Annotated in this window: 18 protein-coding genes and 1 riboswitch; of the genes, 9 read left to right on the forward strand and 9 right to left on the reverse strand. The window is 39.0% G+C overall.

What is annotated here, in order from left to right:
- Positions 1–219 precede the first annotated feature (219 nt).
- The 3 genes from speB to ACXITR_RS13320 form a co-directional block, all read right to left on the reverse strand.
- A complete protein-coding gene (gene speB, locus ACXITR_RS13310; RefSeq protein WP_457997707.1) occupies positions 220–1113 on the reverse strand; it encodes an agmatinase in 894 nt (297 codons plus the stop codon).
- 349 nt (positions 1114–1462) lie between these two features.
- The gene (locus tag ACXITR_RS13315) at positions 1463–1657 is read right to left on the reverse strand and encodes a heavy-metal-associated domain-containing protein (RefSeq protein WP_457997708.1); all 195 of its coding nucleotides are present in this window, start codon (positions 1655–1657) and stop codon (positions 1463–1465) included.
- An 86-nt stretch (positions 1658–1743) separates the two neighbouring features.
- Positions 1744–3057 carry a dihydroorotase gene (locus ACXITR_RS13320; protein ID WP_457997709.1) on the reverse strand — a complete coding sequence of 438 codons (1314 nt, stop codon included), beginning with the start codon at positions 3055–3057 and terminating at the stop codon, positions 1744–1746.
- Between the two features lie 403 nt (positions 3058–3460).
- Between ACXITR_RS13320 and ACXITR_RS13325 the strand changes: the two genes are divergently transcribed.
- Both ACXITR_RS13325 and ACXITR_RS13330 read left to right on the forward strand, forming a co-directional pair.
- A complete protein-coding gene (locus ACXITR_RS13325; RefSeq protein ID WP_457997710.1) occupies positions 3461–4996 on the forward strand; it encodes a hypothetical protein in 1536 nt (511 codons plus the stop codon).
- A gap of 83 nt (positions 4997–5079) precedes the next feature.
- Positions 5080–5218, forward strand: a riboswitch (cyclic di-AMP (ydaO/yuaA leader).
- Positions 5219–5317: 99 nt separating this feature from the next.
- Positions 5318–6661 carry an ArsB/NhaD family transporter gene (locus tag ACXITR_RS13330; RefSeq protein WP_457997711.1) on the forward strand — a complete coding sequence of 448 codons (1344 nt, stop codon included), beginning with the start codon at positions 5318–5320 and terminating at the stop codon, positions 6659–6661.
- A 39-nt stretch (positions 6662–6700) separates the two neighbouring features.
- Here the strand turns inward: ACXITR_RS13330 and ACXITR_RS13335 are convergent, their stop codons facing one another.
- Both ACXITR_RS13335 and ACXITR_RS13340 read right to left on the reverse strand, forming a co-directional pair.
- Positions 6701–7213, reverse strand: a complete 513-nt coding sequence (locus ACXITR_RS13335; RefSeq protein ID WP_457997712.1) for a gamma carbonic anhydrase family protein — start codon at positions 7211–7213, stop codon at positions 6701–6703.
- 4 nt (positions 7214–7217) lie between these two features.
- Positions 7218–8150 (reverse strand): DUF6208 family protein, encoded by a 933-nt coding sequence (locus ACXITR_RS13340; protein ID WP_457997713.1) that lies wholly within the window; start codon positions 8148–8150, stop codon positions 7218–7220.
- 212 nt (positions 8151–8362) lie between these two features.
- Between ACXITR_RS13340 and ACXITR_RS13345 the strand changes: the two genes are divergently transcribed.
- The 4 genes from ACXITR_RS13345 to alr all read left to right on the forward strand — a co-directional run bounded on the left by ACXITR_RS13345 (position 8363) and on the right by alr (position 13938).
- Positions 8363–9790, forward strand: coding sequence for an NADP-dependent isocitrate dehydrogenase (locus tag ACXITR_RS13345; protein WP_457997714.1), 1428 nt, complete (start codon positions 8363–8365; stop codon positions 9788–9790).
- A gap of 449 nt (positions 9791–10239) precedes the next feature.
- On the forward strand, positions 10240–11301 hold the full coding sequence (locus tag ACXITR_RS13350; RefSeq protein ID WP_457997715.1) for an Mrp/NBP35 family ATP-binding protein: 1062 nt from the start codon (positions 10240–10242) through the stop codon (positions 11299–11301).
- A gap of 187 nt (positions 11302–11488) precedes the next feature.
- Positions 11489–12748: a rod shape-determining protein RodA gene (gene rodA, locus ACXITR_RS13355; RefSeq protein WP_457997716.1), complete on the forward strand. Its 1260-nt coding sequence runs from the start codon at positions 11489–11491 to the stop codon at positions 12746–12748.
- Positions 12749–12795: 47 nt separating this feature from the next.
- Positions 12796–13938 carry an alanine racemase gene (gene alr, locus ACXITR_RS13360; RefSeq protein ID WP_457997717.1) on the forward strand — a complete coding sequence of 381 codons (1143 nt, stop codon included), beginning with the start codon at positions 12796–12798 and terminating at the stop codon, positions 13936–13938.
- Positions 13939–13959: 21 nt separating this feature from the next.
- Here the strand turns inward: alr and ACXITR_RS13365 are convergent, their stop codons facing one another.
- Positions 13960–14850: a S66 peptidase family protein gene (locus ACXITR_RS13365; protein WP_457997718.1), complete on the reverse strand. Its 891-nt coding sequence runs from the start codon at positions 14848–14850 to the stop codon at positions 13960–13962.
- Between the two features lie 154 nt (positions 14851–15004).
- Between ACXITR_RS13365 and ACXITR_RS13370 the strand changes: the two genes are divergently transcribed.
- Complete coding sequence (locus ACXITR_RS13370; RefSeq protein ID WP_457997719.1) at positions 15005–15178, forward strand: hypothetical protein; 174 nt, start codon at positions 15005–15007, stop codon at positions 15176–15178.
- A 216-nt stretch (positions 15179–15394) separates the two neighbouring features.
- Here the strand turns inward: ACXITR_RS13370 and ACXITR_RS13375 are convergent, their stop codons facing one another.
- A complete protein-coding gene (locus ACXITR_RS13375; protein ID WP_457997720.1) occupies positions 15395–16075 on the reverse strand; it encodes a YggS family pyridoxal phosphate-dependent enzyme in 681 nt (226 codons plus the stop codon).
- 107 nt (positions 16076–16182) lie between these two features.
- Entirely contained in the window at positions 16183–16452 is a 270-nt protein-coding gene (pipX, locus tag ACXITR_RS13380) for a transcriptional coactivator PipX (protein ID WP_457997721.1), read from the reverse strand.
- Positions 16453–16651: 199 nt separating this feature from the next.
- Between pipX and panD the strand changes: the two genes are divergently transcribed.
- Both panD and ACXITR_RS13390 read left to right on the forward strand, forming a co-directional pair.
- Entirely contained in the window at positions 16652–17074 is a 423-nt protein-coding gene (gene panD, locus ACXITR_RS13385; protein WP_457997722.1) for an aspartate 1-decarboxylase, read from the forward strand.
- 135 nt (positions 17075–17209) lie between these two features.
- Positions 17210–18181 (forward strand): protochlorophyllide reductase, encoded by a 972-nt coding sequence (locus ACXITR_RS13390; RefSeq protein ID WP_457997723.1) that lies wholly within the window; start codon positions 17210–17212, stop codon positions 18179–18181.
- A gap of 55 nt (positions 18182–18236) precedes the next feature.
- Here the strand turns inward: ACXITR_RS13390 and ACXITR_RS13395 are convergent, their stop codons facing one another.
- A complete protein-coding gene (locus ACXITR_RS13395; RefSeq protein ID WP_457997724.1) occupies positions 18237–19721 on the reverse strand; it encodes a glutamate synthase subunit beta in 1485 nt (494 codons plus the stop codon).
- Between the last annotated feature and the right edge of the window lie 380 nt (positions 19722–20101).

Here is a 20101-nt window from a genome sequence, read left to right on the forward strand (position 1 = left end):
CAAGACGTGTCATAAACAGGTACACTCAAAATCCAAGTTGAAGGCTTGAAGTAAGGCTTGAGCCGTGTGATGGGAAACTGTCACGCACGGTTCTTAGGGGAGGGGCGAGAGGTGACTCTCAAACCTTACCCGATCACTGTACCGTTGGATCAGTGTTGGGAGAAGTCACCAAGAGTTTATGGGCAAGGGGTTTAAACCCCTTGTTTGTCTTGAATTACCCTAAGCCTTATTTTCCTGTTTACTGACGTACCAATAACCAATTAATTTATAAATTAACTTGGCTGCCGTAAATTCCGATACCACAGAATCTTGGGTGGGTGCTAATTCCATCACATCACAACCAATCACCTCAAAGCGATTAAAAATAGCTCTCATAAACGCCAAAATTTGGTACCAATCAAGCCCCCCAGGTTCGGGGGTTCCCACTCCTGGCATAAAACTAGGATCTAAACCATCTAAGTCAATGGTGATAAATACTTTTTTAGTTTTGATTTTTTCTAGGGCTTCATTAATCCAATTAGCGTTGTAGTAAATATCCCTTGCCCACATCACCTGGACATTTTTTTCTTTGATTAAATCTGCTTCTTCTTGACAAATCGCCCTAATACCTACGGGAAGGGTAGGTAAACCTAGTTCTAATACTCTCCTCATGACACAGGCGTGGTTATGAATAGAACCCTCAAATTCGTAGCGCATATCTCCATGGGCATCAATCTGTACCACGGTAAAAGGTTCGTTACTACTTTCTAAATAACCCTGTACTAATCCTGTGGTGATGGCGTGTTCTCCCCCAATACCAATGATGAATTTACCATCGGCTACCATTCTTTTGACGGCTTCTTTGGTGGCTAAAAGCATACCATCTGCCCTTAATTCAGGGTTTTTTCTGGTGTCTGCAATGCGATCGCCCGTAAAAATTTTAGTACAAAAACAAGTTTCAATACCTAATTCCTCATCATAACATTCCAACTGGTCAGAGGCCTCTAACACTGCATCAGGGCCATACTCACAACCTTTACGATAGGTAGTCGTTACTTCATAGGGTATGGGTAAAATGACTACTTCTGATTCTTGGTAATTAGATATAACCTCTGACTCTAAAAACTGCTTCATTCTATTTTGCTTCGGGGAAATTAATCAATTGATCTAGGCAATTATTTAGTTTTGCCCGAATTTGATTTTATCCTAAAATGTTCCTCCCCTTTTTCTGTTTTTTTGGTAAAAGACTATTAAATTTTTCGGTAAAAATAGATTATTTATTGTTCGGAGAGCGCTTTTATGTTATTCTATAAGATAATGGGAGGCTTAACTTTTTTAGCTCTAAACAGTCAGATTTCCATTATTTTAAACATATCTCTATACTATTTCAAAAAATGCCCCAAGGCAAGGAAAAAAAGAAATTTTGTCACAAATCGATACACAAAAACCCCTCCACTAAATAGAGGGGCAAAAAAAGGTTTGCCTAGTCAGCGCACTCATGACCAGCTTGGACGATCGCCCCTTTGATCACATCCACACTAGCCAGAGTGTCCACATTGACTATTTTATTAGGTACATCTACCGTAACTTGAGCTTTTGGTTCACTATTAATGATAGCCTTAGTGATGGTTTCGGCACATACTTCACAGGCAATGGAGGGAACTTTGACAGAAATCATAATCTTAATTGATAATTGAGAATAGATAATTAAAGTTTACTTACATTCTTGCATTTTCCCAAAACCTAACACCTAATTTCTAAGACCTAAGCATCAAAGGAAAGAGGTTTACCCCTTACCTCAGTGTTAATAATACCTTTTTCCATGGCAACCTGACCCCCAACGATGGTATAAACTGGGAAGCCTGTTAAACTCCAACCTTCAAAGGGACTCCAACCGCACTTAGTTTGTAAATTTTCCCGCAATACAGGACGATGATTTTTTAAATCTACCAAGATTATATCGGCATCATAATCAAGGGCGATCGCACCTTTATGGGGTATATTATATAATTTTGCAGGGGCGCTACACATCCATTTAACCACATGGGCAAGGGTACACCGTCCTTTTTTATGCTCCGTCAACATCAAAGGCAAAGAAGTTTCCACCCCCGGCATACCAGAAGGACTGTTAGGATATTCCTTGGCTTTTTCCTCCAAAGTGTGGGGTGCATGGTCAGTGGCAATACAATCAATTACCCCATCCATCAAAGCCTTCCATAATATCTCATTGTTTTCGGGCGATCGCAACGGGGGATTCATCTGAGCAAAAGTACCAATGGTTTCATAGGCATCCGTATTCAAAAGTAAATGTTGAGGTGTCACCTCCGTAGAAACCCAACTAGGCTTATGCTCCCGCAAATATTCCGCCTCAATGCCCGTACTCAAATGGAGGATATGTAACCTTCTTTGATACTTATTCGACAACTTCAAAGCCAACTTAGTAGCATTAAGCGCCGCCGTCTCATCCTGAATAGTAGAATGAATAGCAGGATTAGTAATGCCATGAAACTCCTTTTTCCTAGCCACAATTCTAGCTTGATCCTCCGCATGAACCGCAATCAATCGGCTTCCCTTAGCAAAAATCGGCTCAATTTGTTCCTCCGTACTCACCAACAAAGCCCCATGGGATGAACCCATAAAAATTTTAATCCCACAACTAGGATTCGCATCCCGTAAATCATCAAAATTATCCGCCGTAGCACCCATAAAAAAGCCATAATTAACCAGAGATTTTTGAGAAGCCCTATACAACTTATCATCCAAAGCCTCCTGAGAAGTCGTTAAAGGACGAGTGTTAGGCATCTCCAGAAAGGATGTGACTCCTCCCATCACACAGGCACAAGAAGCGGTAAATAAATCCTCCTTATACTCTAATCCAGGTTCCCTAAAATGTACTTGAGGATCAATTACTCCCGGTAAAAGGGTTAACCCCTGAGCATCAATTATTTTTTCTTCCCTTGGTTCTAAATTGGTGCCTATCTCCGCAATTTTACCTTGTCTTACCCTTACATCTCCTAGTAAAATCTCCCCATCAGGTAGAAAGATTTCCGCCTGTTTAATTAATAAATCTGATGTCATAAGTATATTGCCCAATTTTTTTTTAATTCCTTGTCATGGCTAGCATTTTAACTATTATTCTCTGCCCTAACAGGAAACAACTATTGATTAAAGTATATTAGCTTATCATTTACTATAGATTATTTTCTCTAAAAACTTTACAAAGTGTAATATAGTAATCCTATCTCCGTAGTGAAATCTTTAAAAGTATTAAATAATCTTGTACCAATTACCAAATAAAAGGTTTAAACCGTTACAACCTAAATTGTTAGTGCTTATTGGGCAACAAATCATTTACCATTACTATGTAGTCACCCACTCTCATGATGTAAAAAAAACCATTGATTGTCCATTGCTATTACCATTTCCCAGTCCCCATGATGACTTCACTTTTTCATCACACCCTATATAAATAAAATCAACAATGAAAAGTCCCCTCGTTAAAGGTATAAAAAAAACCACTAAGCCCGTATCTTGGATTTATAACTTCTGGTTTGATAATATCTACATAGCAAAATTAATGGCCCTGGTTTCCCTTACCAACCTTGGGGTAGTCGCCTTTGATCTAACTTATATTCCCCTCCGTGATATATGGTTGAATGGGGTAATCACCGTGGGTAATTTTAAAGTAGGTCCCTATGAATATGAAGGTTATAGACTTACCGTAGTTCCTGAAGCCGTAAGGGAAGTGGTCATTCAATATGACGCTGTAAAAGGCATTGAACCTTATCGAGATACCCAACAATATTTAGACACCGTAGCTGAGTTACGAAATGCCATCGATGAATTTGGTTTAGATTCTCCCCAAACTAGGGAAATTCTGGATATGTTGAGGGAAATGAGTGAAGAAATGATTTCTCAAAATCCCTTTGAATTAGCCAATAAAAGTGGCAACCTAGAAAAAATTAAAAATATAATGCGCGATCGCATGGAAGATCCCGAACTAAACCCCCGAGACTCAGCCACCATAGCCTTTGAAAACTTTTGGGACTTAAATCACCTAGAAGGACAACTAGAGCAAGAATTAACCTTTTTTAATGAAGAAGTTGCTCCCCTAATCAATACTAACTATTTTCGTCCCATCGGTGAAAACGGTCAATTTGTAGATTATTTTGGCTTAATCGATTTTCCTTTCATTGCCATCCTTTTTGCCGACTTTTTACTAAGGTCATTTGTCATTAGCCTACGGTACAACGGAGTAAAGATTCAAGATGCAATTTTTTGGCGGTGGTATGACCTAATTTTCTTTCTACCTATTTTAAGATGGTTAAGAATTATCCCCGTCAGTATCAGACTTGATGAAAGTAAAATAATTTGCCTAACATCCATCAAAAGACAAGCCAGCCAAGGATTTGTTGCCAGTATCGCAGGAGACATTACCGAAGTAATTATTTTACGAGTAATTAATCAACTACAAAACCTCATCAAAGATGGACACATAGAAGAATTCTTATCCCCAGAAAATACTCAAAAAGAATATATCAACATCAACAACACCAACGAAATTGCCGAAATTTCCAAATTAATCATTGATTTAGTGGCCAATCAAGTATTACCAGAAATTCGTCCAGAAGTAGAAGATTTACTCAACTATGTTATCGAAAAAACCATTGCCGATTCTCCCGCCTACAGAAACATAGCCCACCTCCCGGGGTTACAAAATTTTCCCCAAAACATTAGCCAAAGAACATCAACTCAGCTATATTCCGTATTACTTAAAACCGTACAGCAAATGTTGAAAGAAGATCCCGTATTTGATGATCATGTAGAAAAAATTATAGCCAAATCTGGTTCAACCCTTACCCTCTCGGTGGGAGCAAAACATAATCTTGAAGTAGTAGAATCATTATTATACGATCTCCTTGAAGAAGTGAAAATTAACTACGTCAGACTGCCTTCTGATGAAGAAATCGAAGCACTCCTTGATGAAACCAGAGCATTAAGACAAATTGATCAATAAAATAATTTTTGTTGCTAAAAATACCACAATATAGAATCAGATCTGTTAATATCTTCTGTAGAGAAAGTCAGCTTAGTCCTCAAATAAAGTTTGTATTAATTTTATTAAAAAAAGAGGAGCGGGGGAACCAATTTTGGGGCTTATCTTTAAAGGTAATTTAAAGAAGGACATCTCTCAGTCCTAGCCCGTCAGCTAACCTCGTAAGCATTGGGAGGAGACCAAAAAAGTAGTGTTCTGTGAGAAAACTATAATCAATTTAGGTATCCGAATAAGACGCATCTCTTCATCACATTAAACCTTATTCAATCTTAAAAAAAAATAATGCTCGATTTGTCCAGCTTAGTGGCAGGAGGCGTTTTTGTCGCTGTTATTGCCCTTATCATGTCGGAAAAAGTACATCTTACCGTGGCAGCTTTATTGGGTTCTTTGGTTTTGGTATTTGCCCATATTATGACATTGGGAGAAGCGGTAGAATACATCAGCAGAAGTCATGTTACGTTAGGTTTATTTTTCGGTGTAATGGTTTTAGTTAGGGCATTTGAACCTACTAATATTTTCGCCTATTTAGCCACTAAAATTGTCTTATGGTCAAAGGGTAGGGGTAATTATTTACTATTAGGTATTATCGGTATTACTGCCCCTATTTGTGCGGTACTTCCCAATGCTACCACCGTAACCCTTCTTGCCCCTTTAATTCCTCCTTTGGCAGAGGAAATAGGTATTAATTTTGTTCCTTTAATTATTTTGATGGTCATTGTGTCTAATAGTGCGGGATTATTAACCATAGTGGGAGATCCTGCTACTTTTATAGTAGGGGATTCTATTAATATGAGTTTTTTTGAATACCTCACTTCCATGAGTTTTGCTGGAGTTTTAGCTGTCGGCACCGTGGTTATCATGACTCCTTTTTTGTTTAGAGAAATATGGCATAGTAAATTTACCAATTTTGACCAATTACCCATGCCTGAAATTAATCACCCTCGTGTTTTGGTTGCAGGTACTTTAATCATGGTTTTTGTACTGCTATTTTTTATATTTGGAGATTTATTACCCATACCCCTTTCCCCTGCAGCGGTTGCTTTAATGGGGGCAACTTTAGCTTTATTGTTAGCCCATCAGAGTAAAATTGACACGGTACAAAACATCTTAAAGGATGTAGATTGGAGTACCTTACTTTTTTTCATGTCCGTATTTGTCTTAATTGGGGGATTGGAAAAAACAGGGGTTATTAGTAACATTTCCACTATTTTTGGTTTTTTGTTGGGGCAAAATATTTTTATGGCTTCTATTGTTTTAATCTTTGTGGTGGGTGCTTTATCGGCAGTTATACCTAATATTCCTCTGGTGGTGGGGATGATACCTCTATTAAAAGAATATTTATTTAGTGCAGGATTAGTAGGGGCAGAGGTGCTACAAAGTGATTTTAGTGGCAATTATCCTTCGGTGGTGTTACCTTTATTTTTTGCGATGATGTTTGGAGCTACTTTGGGGGGAAATGCCACCCTAGTAGGGGCTTCTGCTAATATTGTGGGGGCTGGGGTGGCTGAGTTGCACGGGAAAACGATTTCCTATGGTACTTTTTTGCGTTATGGTTTACCCATTACCATTGCTCAATTAATGGTTTCAGCTATTTATATTACTATTTATTTTTTACTTAACGGTTAAGGTGCGCTGGAAAAAATCACCAATGACAACTAATAATCCTTACTCAAAACCCTTATGGTTGCTTCTACCTCGATGATATAACCCCAGTTGATAATACTTCATAGCGTGTTCAATTAATTCTTTTTGTTGAGTAGAAGTCACATCCTTCGCTTTTTTAGCAGGAATACCTACCATTAAAGAATAGGGTGGTACATCTTTGGTGACGATACAACCAGCACCAATAATACTACCCTCACCCACGGTGACTCCATCTAAAACCACCGCCCCAATACCGATTAAACATCCCTTCCCAATGTGGGCAGAATGAATTACCGCACGATGCCCTACGGTGACATAATCTTCTAAAATGGTAACTTTACCCGGGTCTCCATGCAATACGGCCCCATCTTGAATATTGGTATAATCACCAATGATAATTTTTTCTACATCCGCCCTTACTACGGCACAATACCAAATACTGACTCCTTCTCCTAGGGTTACATCTCCCATCACTGAAGCGTTATCAGCAATAAAAGCAACATGGGGAAAATTATTTTGAGTTAATGTTTGCATAGAATTAATGGCTAGACGATTTACGCAGATTGATTTTTAAATCAGTAAATGTTTCGGGAGGTTTCCCTTGATTTCTTACCCTAATTAGATAGTAACCTTTGTTAGTTAAGGATTTACTGCTTTCTTTTAAGTTGGTTACTTTAAATGAGTCTATGGGAAGACTACAACGGTCATAAATTGTAATATAAATATCATATTTATCAAGGGTATTTTGGTCAACTTCAATGGTTAGTGTTTCCCCTTTATCTAAAGCATCATAGTAAAATTTAGTATCGATCGCCCCTACGGGTAAAAATTCATACTTAACAAAGGACTTAGGCAAATATTTTTTCAGTTTTAAAACAGTATAAATGTAATAATGAATAGCTAAAAAATACCAGTTTTTTTTCTGAATTATAGTTTTATAAAAACCATTACTATCATTAGGTATTTCCTTGGTAGAAGTAAATTCTTTACCGTCTATTCTTACCGCAGGTAAGATTAATTTTTCTCCATAATTGTAATACCTTAAGCCGATGGTATATTTTCCCTTTTTTAGTTTAATTGATTGCCACTGCTCCTGATTATCAACCTTTGAAGCAATAGTGTCGATGGTATCGTAATTGGGAAAACTATAAAAAATCGCAAACCAAGATTTAGCGGAATTGTTCGCCGAAGCTACCTCTAAACTAAGGTCATTTTCCACCATAAAAGGGCCCAAAGTTCCGATGATAGCATGGGTATTCCAACGGGGTGCTTTAGTCATCAGTACCCCCATATTAATAGCAGAAGCCACCAATTGATTATCAATTACCCGCCATTGATTAGCTTTTTTTTGATTAACTTTTAAATAAATAGTGTAAAGATTGCCGATCAAAAATTTATTAACCTTAGCAAAAATGAAAGAAGAAATAGCCAAAGGAATTTCAATAATTAAACCGACATTTTTAATGGACATAACAAAAAGAATAATAGAAAGAAATAATCAATAATTGCTACCGATACAAAAAGCAAGCAAACAATATGGATTAGAAATTAATTGTCCATTGTCCATTGTCTATTGTCAATTATTCATCATCGTAACTGGAAAATTTGAGAATGAATCAGCCCTGCTGATATATTATGATCTTGTAATCACGCAATCTATAACTTTTGATAAGGCAACCGAATATGTTTGAAAAATTGACTCCCCCCCAAGAAGGTACTAAAATTAAGTTTGAAAATGGTAAACCCATTGTTCCTGATGATCCTATTATTCCCTTTATCCGTGGTGATGGTACAGGGGTAGATATTTGGCCTGCTTCCGAAAAAGTTATTGATGCAGCAGTGGCTAAAGCCTATGGCGGTAAAAGAAAAATCAACTGGTTTAAAATCTATGCAGGGGATGAAGCCTGTGAAAAATACGGCACTTTTCAATATTTACCCGAAGATACTTTAACCGCCATCAGAGAATATGGTATTGCCATCAAAGGGCCTTTAACTACTCCCGTAGGTGGTGGTATTCGCTCTCTAAACGTTGCTTTACGACAAATTTTTGATTTATATGCCTGTGTGCGCCCTTGTCGTTATTATCAGGGTACTCCTTCCCCCCACAAAAGTCCTGAAAAGTTGGATGTAATTGTGTATCGGGAAAATACTGAGGATATTTATTTAGGTATTGAGTGGAAAGAAGGTTCAGAAATTGGTTTAAAGTTGATTGGCATACTCAATGATGATTTAATTCCCGCTACTCCTGAGCATAAGAATAAAAAAATTCCCCTAGATGCAGGGATTGGGATTAAACCCATTAGTAAAACTGGCTCTCAGCGTTTGGTGCGCCGTGCGATGCAAAATGCCCTCCGTTTACCGAAAAATAAACAAATGGTTACTTTGGTGCATAAGGGTAATATTATGAAATACACTGAAGGAGCTTTCCGTGATTGGGGTTATGAGTTGGCAGTGACGGAATTTCGTGATGTGTGTGTAACCGAAAGAGAGTCTTGGATTTTGGGTAATAAGGAGGCTAATCCTGATATTTCCATCGAAGATAATGCCCGTAAAATTGACCCCGGGTATGATGGCTTAACCCCCGAGAAAAAAGAGGCGATATGTGCTGAGGTGGAGGGAGTTTTGGCTTCTATTTGGGATACCCATGGGGATGGTAAGTGGCAGGATAAGGTAATGGTAAACGATCGGATTGCGGACAGTATTTTTCAACAAATCCAAACCCGTCCTGATGAATACTCTATCTTAGCTACCATGAACCTTAATGGAGATTATCTTTCCGATGCCGCCGCTGCCATTGTGGGTGGTTTGGGTATGGGGCCTGGTGCTAATATTGGGGATAACTGTGCTATTTTTGAAGCTACCCATGGTACAGCCCCTAAACACGCTGGATTGGATAGAATTAACCCCGGTTCGGTAATTCTTTCTGGGGTGATGATGCTGGAGTTTATGGGGTGGCAGGAAGCCGCTGATTTGATTCGTGATGGTATTAGCCGTGCGATCGCCTCTAAACAAGTAACCTATGATTTAGCAAGGATGATGACTCCCCCCGTGGAACCTCCTTTGAAATGTTCTGAATTTGCCGATGCCATTATCAGCAACTTTGACAGTTAATTAGGTATGGGGTACTGGACAATTAATAATTTTCTCTTTTGCCCATTACCCATTACTCATTACTCATTACCCATTACTCATTACTCATTACTCATTACCCATTACCCATTACCCATTACCCATTACCCATTACTCATTACTCATTACCCATTACTCATTACCCATTACTCATTACCCATTACTCATTACTCATTACTCATTACTCATTACTCATTACCCATTACTCATTACTCATTACTCATTACCCATTACTCATTACTCATTACTCATTACCCATTACTCATTACTCATTACTCATTACTCATTACCCATTACTCATTACTCATTACTCATTACTCATTACTCATTACCCATTACCCATTACCTCTTGCCTATTCCCAAGAATGATATATTTACTTATAGGGGAATGATTTAACATTTCAGAACTATAAGAGAATATTTATTAAACCATGGTTGATACCCAATCTGTTTTAGAAGTTTTAAAACCAGTTCAAGATCCAGAACTACAAAAAAGTTTAGTGGAATTGAACATGATTCGCAACGTAAAAGTAGAGGGGGGAGATGTCAGTTTTACCCTCGTATTAACTACCCCTTCTTGCCCTTTAAGGGAGTTTATTGTAGAAGATTGTGAAAAAGCCGTTAAAACCTTGTCGGGGGTGGAAAAAGTATCCGTAGAAGTAACTGCCGAAACCCCCTCCCAAAAACCTTTACCCGATCGCACCTCCGTTGATAAAGTAAAGAATATTATTGCCATTTCCAGCGGTAAAGGGGGAGTAGGTAAAAGTACCGTAGCTGTTAACGTGGCGATCGCCCTTGCCCAAGCAGGATCAAAAGTTGGTCTATTGGACGCAGATATATACGGGCCCAATGCCCCCACCATGTTAGGGTTAGTAAATGCCCCCATCAACGTCACCAAATCCCCCGCAGGAGACATTTTAGAACCTCTCTTCAACCATGGCATTAAGATGGTATCCATGGGCTTTTTAATCGATCCAGATCAACCCGTAATGTGGCGTGGTCCCATGTTAAACGGTATTATCCGTCAATTCCTTTATCAAGTCAACTGGGGGGAATTAGATTATTTAATCGTGGATATGCCCCCCGGCACAGGGGATGCCCAACTAACCCTCGCCCAAGCAGTACCCCTCGCAGGCGCTGTCATTGTCACTACTCCCCAAACTGTTTCCTTACAAGATGCCCGTCGTGGTTTGAAAATGTTTGAACAATTAGGCACTAATATCCTCGGTATCGTTGAGAATATGAGTTATTTTATTCCCCCCGATATGGAAAACCGTAGTTATGATATTTTTGGCTCTGGGGGAGGAGAAAAAGCCTCCAAAGAATTACAAGTACCCTTACTCGGCTGTATCCCCATCGAAATGTCCGTGAGGGAAGGGGGAGACAATGGTATTCCCGTCACCGTGGCTTATCCTGAATCCGCATCCGCTAAAGCATTGGTAAAAATTTCTCAACAGATAGCCGCTAAAGTATCCATGATGGCGTTAAGGTAAACCCTAACAAGGGGTTTAAACCCCTTGCCTTACAATGAGTAACCCTTACCTTCTCATAAATATCTGCAAAATAACTAAAAAACACCACAATAACTCTCATTATTCGTTACCATTTATCTATTAATTTTTAACTGTCTAATGTCAGTTGTAAGGGAAAACCATCCATTCCCCATTCCCCAAAGATAAAATGATAACTTCTCAAAGATCAAAAGACTGGTTTTTAATCGTCTTAGCCGTACTTTTAACCGCCATCAGTTGCGTTACCATCTACACTACCCAAGTTTATGAACAAGGAGACAACTGGCAACAACAATTAATTATGGGCATCATCGGCTTAGGTTGCCTCTTGGGCTTGAGTCGTTGGCGCTATGACTCCCTTTTAAAATTTCATTGGTTACTCTATGGCATTACTAACCTATCGTTACTGGTGGTTATTTTTGCAGGGATTACGGTAAACGGTGCGCCCCGCTGGATTAATATTGCTGGTTTTAATGTACAACCGTCGGAATTTGCCAAACTAGGCATTATCATAACCCTTGCGGCTATTCTTCACCATCAAGATGCTTCTAAGTTATCTAGTATTTTTAAAGCATTGGGGGTGGTGGTAGTACCTTGGGCATTAATTTTTATTCAACCCGATTTGGGTACTTCCCTCGTTTTTGGGGTGGTAACTTTGGCTATGCTTTATTGGGCAAATGCTAATTTTGGTTGGATTATCCTCATGCTTTCTCCTCTATTTTCGGCTTTTTTGTTCAATTTATTCCTGCCGGGGTGGGTAGTTTTTACTGCCCTAATGGTGTTAATCGCTTGGTTTACTTTACCCGATCGCGCCCTATGGAGTATTTTAGTATTATTCGTAAACTATAGTTGTGGTAAATTGGGGGGCTTTTTGTGGGACTTGCTCAAAGATTATCAGAAAGCTCGGCTTACGCTCTTCCTTGACCCTGAACAAGATCCTTTAGGGGGGGGATACCATTTGATCCAATCTCGCATTGCTATCGGCTCTGGGGGGTTATGGGGTAATGGTTTTATGAATGGCTCTCAAACCCAATTAAATTTTGTACCTGAACAACATACGGATTTTATTTTCAGTGCGATCGCAGATCAATTCGGTTTAGTGGGTTCTTTGGTAATATTAGCCTTAATTTGGTTAGTGTGTTGGCGTTTAGTGGTCATTGCCATGGGAGCAAGGGATAATTTTGGTTCATTGATTGCCATTGGTGTTTTAGCCATGATTGCTTTCCAAGCCATTATTAACATTGCCATGACGGTAGGGTTAGCACCCATTACAGGGATTCCTTTACCTTTTCTTAGTTATGGACGTTCATCATTACTTACCAACTTCCTCGCCTTTGGTATTGTGGAATCCATCGCTAGTTTTGGGGTATCGAAAAAAACTAAAAAGACTACGAAAACCTCTTTTCCATCATTGATAATTAGGGAATAATTCAGTACATTGTAATTGTTCATCATCCATTGTTTTCTTCCTCATCCATGGAAATCTTGACTAACCCTGATTTCAACCCTCGAACCCAACGAGCTTGGGTAAAAATTGATCATCAAGCCCTAGCTCACAATGTACATAAGCTCAAAGAGATTCTCGCTCCCAGGGCTAAGTTAATGACCGTCATTAAGGCGGATGGGTATGGTCATGGGGCAGTTTCCGTGGCTAAAACTGTTTTGGAGTCTGGGGCAGACTACTTGGCGATCGCAACTTTATCGGAAGGAATAGAACTCAGGCAAGGGGGAATTAACCATCCCATGATGATTTTAGGTGCTATCAATACCCCCGATGAAATAAAAGAGATTATCCAATGGAATTTAGAGCCTACTATTTGTAACCCTGAACAGGGAGCTATTTTTGCGAAAACTCTCTCTGATTTGGGGGTAAGTTTACCTGTACATTTAAAAATTGATACGGGAATGTCCAGATTAGGTACACTGTGGCATGAAACCCTTACTTTTGTCAAGGAAATAAAAAAATCTCCCCATGTACACATTAAGAGTCTTTATTCTCACCTGGCTACCGCTGATGACCTTGACCCCACGGTAATGAACTTACAACATGAGCGTTTTAAAGAGGCTATTAACGACCTAAAAGCGAATAATATCAACATTCCGATGGTGCATCTAGCCAATTCGGCGGGAACGATGGTGGGTCAAGAGTTGCACTATGATATGGTTAGGGTTGGTTTAGCTTTGTATGGTTTATATCCTGCTCCCCATCTCCGAGGAAAAATCCCCCTCAAGCCTGTGATGGAAGTAAAAACCCGTATTACCCACATCAAAAAAGTTCCCATGGGTACGGGAGTTAGTTATGGGCATAGTTTTAAGTGCGATCGCCCCTCCACCATTGCCGTCATCGGAATCGGGTACGCCGATGGAGTTCCTCGACTTTTATCTAATAAAATGAAAGTAATAATTAACGGTAAATATGTACAACAAATAGGCAATATTACCATGGATCAAATTATGTTAGACATTACGGATTTTCCTGAGTTTAAGGTAGGAGATATAGTAACTTTAATCGGCAGAGATGAAGATATAGCAGTAAGTGCCGATGACTGGGCAAATACTATCGGGACAATTTCATGGGAAATATTATGTGGTTTTAAACATAGATTACCTCGGATTTAAAATAAATAACTATCTATGCTGTTATCCTACTTCCAAAAGTCCTTCATCCCCATCAATGTAAGCCATTTGCCCCAAGGGTAAACAAGCATTTTCTCCATCATGACCAAACGGTAAATCACTAACAATGGGAATATTTAACCCCCCTAATCTTTCTTTTAAAACCTCTTTTACCGTCCAACTAGGGATATTTTTAGGCACATCACAACCACTAAAACGCCCAAGGGCGATACCTTTTACTTTTTCTAATACTCCCATCAACCGCCACTGAGTCAGCATTCTATCGAGGCGATAGGGAGCTTCGCCCACATCTTCTAGGGCAAGGATAACCCCATCAAAACTAGGACATAGAGGAGTACCTAACATATTAGTGGCTACGGTTAAATTACCCCCCAACAACCTTCCTTTTTGTTTTCCACCGCCCCATCCTTTTCCCCTTAAAGGTGCCACGGCTTTCCCCTCTAAGTAGTCAAATAGTCTTTGTAGTGAGGAGGGAGATTCTTGGCTAATGGTGGTAATAACTGGACCATGAAGGGTTGTAATATTTTCTTGATAAAGACTCCATAATAGGGTGGTGACATCGGAAAAACCGATCAACCATTTGGGGCTATCTATGGGCATCCACTGCCAATTTTCTAAAAGTCTTGCTCCTCCATAACCTCCCCTGACGCAAATTATGCCCTTGTATTCTGGATTTGTCCATGCTTTCTGGAGCGCTTGTCTGCGTATCTCATCACTCCCTGCTAAATAACCATCTTGGGCTAGATAGTTTTCCTCTAAATCGATATGGTAGCCCCTATCTTCCCAGACTTTTAACCCTGCTAAAAATTTTTCCTTTTCTTTTTCTCTTAATGTACCACAAGGGGCGATCGCCATTAATCGATCATTTACTTTCAAAGGAGGAGGTAATAGCATATTGACAAAAAATATAAAACAACATAGTTAATAATTGGTCATCAACCATTGTAAAGAAATATAGCAAAATATAAATCTTCTTGACAAAAAAAAAGATTGCTCCGTGGGGAATGTTATCTTAGATACTTAATAAGTAAAAACTTTTTTAAAAGCTATGCAAAGACCTCAAGAAAAAGATCTATTAACTGCAGGATTAACCGCCGCCATTGGTGCAGGAATTATTACCTCTTATGCCGTAAGTCAGGGACAAAATCCCTTAGTAGCCGCCGCAATTACCCTATTTTCTGCCGTGTGTGCCGTTATTTGTCATCAAGCCGACTTAATTTAAATAGTGATTTAACCCCTATTCTAAATAGTTATTAATTTACAAGAAAAAATAATAATATTAGAGGCTCAACATAGCTTTATTAGCTTATCATTAAAATGTGTAGCAATCCTAGATTGACAACGAAACTTGTTCTAAAGAAAAAAACGAGAAGTAACAAGAATATTATTTTTTGATATTTTTCAGTGAATAATGAATTCTTTATTTGATTTAGGACTGCTATTGCCTTTTCCCAAAAATAATCGTACCTAAACGAATCATTGTAGCCCCCGCCTCAATGGCTAAAGGATAATCCCCCGACATACCCATAGATAACTGGTTAAAATCTGAGCCAAAATCAGCCCTTAACTTATCACCCAAAATTTTTACCCCTTTAAAAGCCCCCAGAGTTTCATCCTCAGACAACCCCAAAGGTAGAATAGCCATTAAACCCCTCAAGCGTAAACACTTAAGCCCCTTAATTTCTTCCACATCACGCCACAACTCATCCACTTCCCAACCATACTTCGACTCATCGGGTAATATCTTCACCTGTAAACATACCTGCGGTAAATCGGCTATTATCCCCGCAGAAAGTGCCTCTTGAGCTAAACGATTAACCCTCTTCGCAATTTTTAGGCTATCAATAGAATGAATCCAAGGAAAATTCTCCACCGCCCCTTTTGCCTTATTACTTTGTAAATGTCCAATGAAGTGCCAACAAATATCAAATAAATCCCGTAACTGTTCTTGTTTTTCCAAAGCCTCCTGTAATCGATTCTCTGCAAAGTCTCGTACCCCTGCGTTATAAGCCGTGCGAATGCTATCTACGGGCATGGTTTTACTCACCGCAATCAAACGAACATTGGGGGGTATTATTTTCCTTATCTCTTCTATGGGGGCAACTGTTGAACTATCCATCAAAAAAAACCTGTTTTTATACCACTCACTATTGATTTATATTAGGACATTACGACTCACTTATCTTTCTGGTTTCCAAGCAGGTAGTTTTCTTTCTCTCGTTATTCTTATTGGAAAGTGCGCTGGTAAACCTCATTCAACTGTTTGTAAGCATTCCATTCTCCATTACTTCTCAAATTTCTTAGCTTACTCTCCATTAATAATCTAGCTTCCGAGCGCGTGAGGGACTCAAAAAAAGTTTCTCTTTGTTCAACCTTCACCCTAAAAAAAAGTCGTTGAGCATATAGAGTGGTAAACAACTCTTCCTGTTTCTCAATGAGGCACAATCTGTAAAGTAGTCCAAAAGTGGGATGGTTAATATATGTTTCAGTAGTCATTAAACTTACAAGTGATGACGCTAATTTTTTTATTTAGCACGGTGATATTTGATTGTATCCTTTATTTATCCACAATTCGAGTTTTATGTAAAGTGACTTTTTTCTTCAAAATTATCCATCTTTTTGGGAAGTTTGTCGGGACAATGTAGCATGGTTATGGAGAATTTTTCATTTTAGAGTAGCACCGATATTATTTTTTATGAAAACTATTAAATTAATGCACGCTAAGTTGCATCGAGTGAGGGTGACGGAGGCAAATGTTAATTATGTGGGCAGTATTACTATTGATCCTGATTTAATGGAAATGGTGGGTATTTTGCCCCTTGAGGAAGTAGAAATTGCTAATTTGAACAATGCTCAGAGATGGTCAACCTATGCTATTCCGGGGAATAGGGGTAGTCGGGAAATATGTCCTAACGGGGGTGCTGCTTTGTTATGTGAGAAAGGAGATATTTTAATTATTTATGCTTACGAACATTGCGACAGAAACTATATTGTAGAAAAAGGACATCAGGCAAAAGTATTAATAGCTGGGGAAGATAATCAAATAGAAGACTTCTTTATTCAAAGCCTAAACTACGATAACGGTACACTGGAATTTGAACCTCGCCAAGATAAATAAAAAAAGAAATATTAAAAAATATAACTTCTAGCTTAAAGAAACTTAGAAAAAGAAAATATAGTTCTATGGGATCATTAAAATAATTGATGATTAAAAATTCATAAACTTATCGGCGATAAAATAAAGCAAATAAATATGGTAGAAGATCAAAAGTCAACGGTTATCATCACAGGCGCATCATCAGGGGTAGGTTTACAAGGAGCCAAAGCATTGGCAAAAACGGGAAAATGGCACGTCATCATGGCTTGTCGTAACCTTGAAAAAACCCAAAAAGTTGCTAAGGAAGTAGGTATCCCCGAAGATAGTTATCAAATTATTCACCTTGATTTAGCATCCCTTAACAGTGTGCGTAAGTTTGTGGAAGATTTTCGAGCCACGGGCAGAACTCTTGATGCTTTAGTTTGTAATGCGGCGGTATATTATCCTCTGCTAAAAGAGCCTATGTATAGTGAAGATGGTTATGAAATTAGCGTGGCAACTAACCATTTAGGGCATTTTCTTCTTTGCAATCTGATGTTGGAGGATCTTAAAAAATCGTCTAATCCCCATCCTCGTCTAGTAATTTTGGGTACTGTCACGGCTAACCCCAAAGAATTAGGCGGTAAAATCCCCATTCCTGCCCCCCCAGATTTAGGAAATTTAAAGGGTATGGAGGAAGGATTTAAGGCACCCATTTCTATGATTAATGGCAAAAAATTTAAGTCTGGGAAGGCGTATAAGGATAGTAAATTGTGTAATATCCTAACCATGAAGGAGTTACACCGTCGTTATCATGATTCTACAAAGATTATTTTCAATTCTTTTTACCCCGGTTGTGTGGCGGAAACTGCTTTATTCCGTAACCATTATTCTTTGTTTAAAAAAATATTCCCTGTGTTTCAAAAGAATGTGACGGGGGGTTATGTATCGGAGGAGTTGGCGGGAGAAAGACTTGCCATGGTAGTAGATAAGGATGAGTTTGCTACTTCTGGGGTTTATTGGAGTTGGGGTAATCGTCAAAAAGAAGGGCGAGAATCTTTTGCTCAGGAGGTTTCCAATGAGGCTAGTGACCAGAATAAGGCTCTTAAGTTATGGGATTTGAGTGCTAAGTTGGTGGGTATGAATTAGATTTTTTCCCATCAATTTCCGAGGCAAGGGGTTTAAACCCCTTGTTATATAAGACTTATTTTGGTAAGTCACTATAGCCCATTAGGAAGCGATCGCACTTTTGAGCCACTCCACGACCTTCGTTAAAAGCCCACACCACAAGACTTTGACCCCGACGACAATCCCCCGCTGCAAACACATTGGGAATGCTGGTGGCATAATCATCATAATCGGCTTTAATGTTACTACGGTGATCCTTTTCTAAGCCCATTTGATCCAATAAAAACTGTTCAGGACCCAAGAAACCCATGGCGAGTAGTACCAGTTGGGCAGGGATAATTTTTTCTGTACCTTCGATGGGGTTAGGAATAAACCGCCCATCCTCGTTGCGTTGCCACTCCACCTGTACGGTGTGAACTGCTTTTACGTTACCATTATCATCCCCCTCAAACTTAGTGGCGGTGGTGGTATAAAATCGGGGGTCATCCCCAAACTTGGCGGCAGCTTCTTCTTGCCCATAGTCAAGACGATAAATTTTGGGATATTCAGGCCAAGGATTATTTTTTGCCCTTATTTCTGGGGGTTTGGGCATAATTTCTAGTTGGGTTACCGCACTGCAACCATGGCGTACAGAAGTACCCACGCAGTCTGTACCCGTATCACCACCCCCGATAATGACCACGTCTTTTCCCTCGGCAGAAATTAATCCTACGGAATTTTGGTCTAATACCGCTTTGGTGTTGGCGGTGAGGAAATCCATGGCGAAATGGATACCTTTTAAATCTCTCCCTTCGATGGGTAAATCCCTAGGTTTTCCAGCCCCAATACAGAGTATTACGGCATCATTCTCCTTGGTCAATGCTTCTGCACTTATATCTTTACCGATTTCGGTATTACATACAAATTTGATGCCTTCTTCTTCTAATACCCGAATACGGCGCATGACCACTTTTTCTTTATCTAGCTTCATGTTAGGGATACCATACATCAATAGTCCCCCGGGGCGATCGCCCTTTTCATACACCGTCACCCAATGTCCAGCCCGATTCAACTGGGCTGCTGCACTCAACCCCGCAGGGCCAGAACCAACAACGGCAACCTTTTTACCCGTCCTTTTTTCGGGAGGATTCGCCGTCACCCATCCTTGCTCCCAACCATGGTCAATAATGCTACACTCAATATTTTTGATGGTTACAGGGGGGTTATTGATACCTAAAACGCAAGAACCCTCACAGGGGGCAGGACATACCCGCCCCGTAAACTCAGGAAAATTATTAGTTTTGTGGAGACGTTCTAGGGCTTCTTGCCACAATCCACGGTAAATTAAATCATTCCACTCAGGAATCAAATTATTTACAGGGCAACCACTGGCCATGCCACTAATCAACTCCCCCGTATGGCAAAAGGGCGTACCACAATCCATACATCTAGCACCCTGATTTTTTAAATTTTCTTCGGGTAGGTGCAAATGAAATTCATCCCAATTTTTGATTCTCTCAAGGGGATCTTTATCCACTGGTAATTCCCTTGTAAATTCTAAAAATCCTGTTGGTTTACCCATATTTTTTGTCTTAAATGATATTTGTTCTTAATGATCTTTTTTATGTCAGAGAAAATTTTATCTAATTAATTATTAATAATAAACAGAAAATTTTAGGTACGATTAATGGGGAAGAAAGTTAGTTTATTTTAGGGGATAAAATATTTTTTCTCTAATTCCTCAGCTGTTTTCGTTTCATAACAATTTATCTTATGTCAAGAAAAGGAAACATTATTTTAAATTTTAGCTACTTTTCTATGATTTAACTAATTTTATTTTGCCAATAAATTTTCTGTATTTTTTCTCTAACAAGTATATTGATCTTATCTCAATGGTAAGGGATTAGTTTATATTTAGTGTTTGTTTAAAGAATATTTTAAAATTTTATTAATTATTCTTAA

The organism is Cyanobacterium sp., from assembly GCF_054166785.1.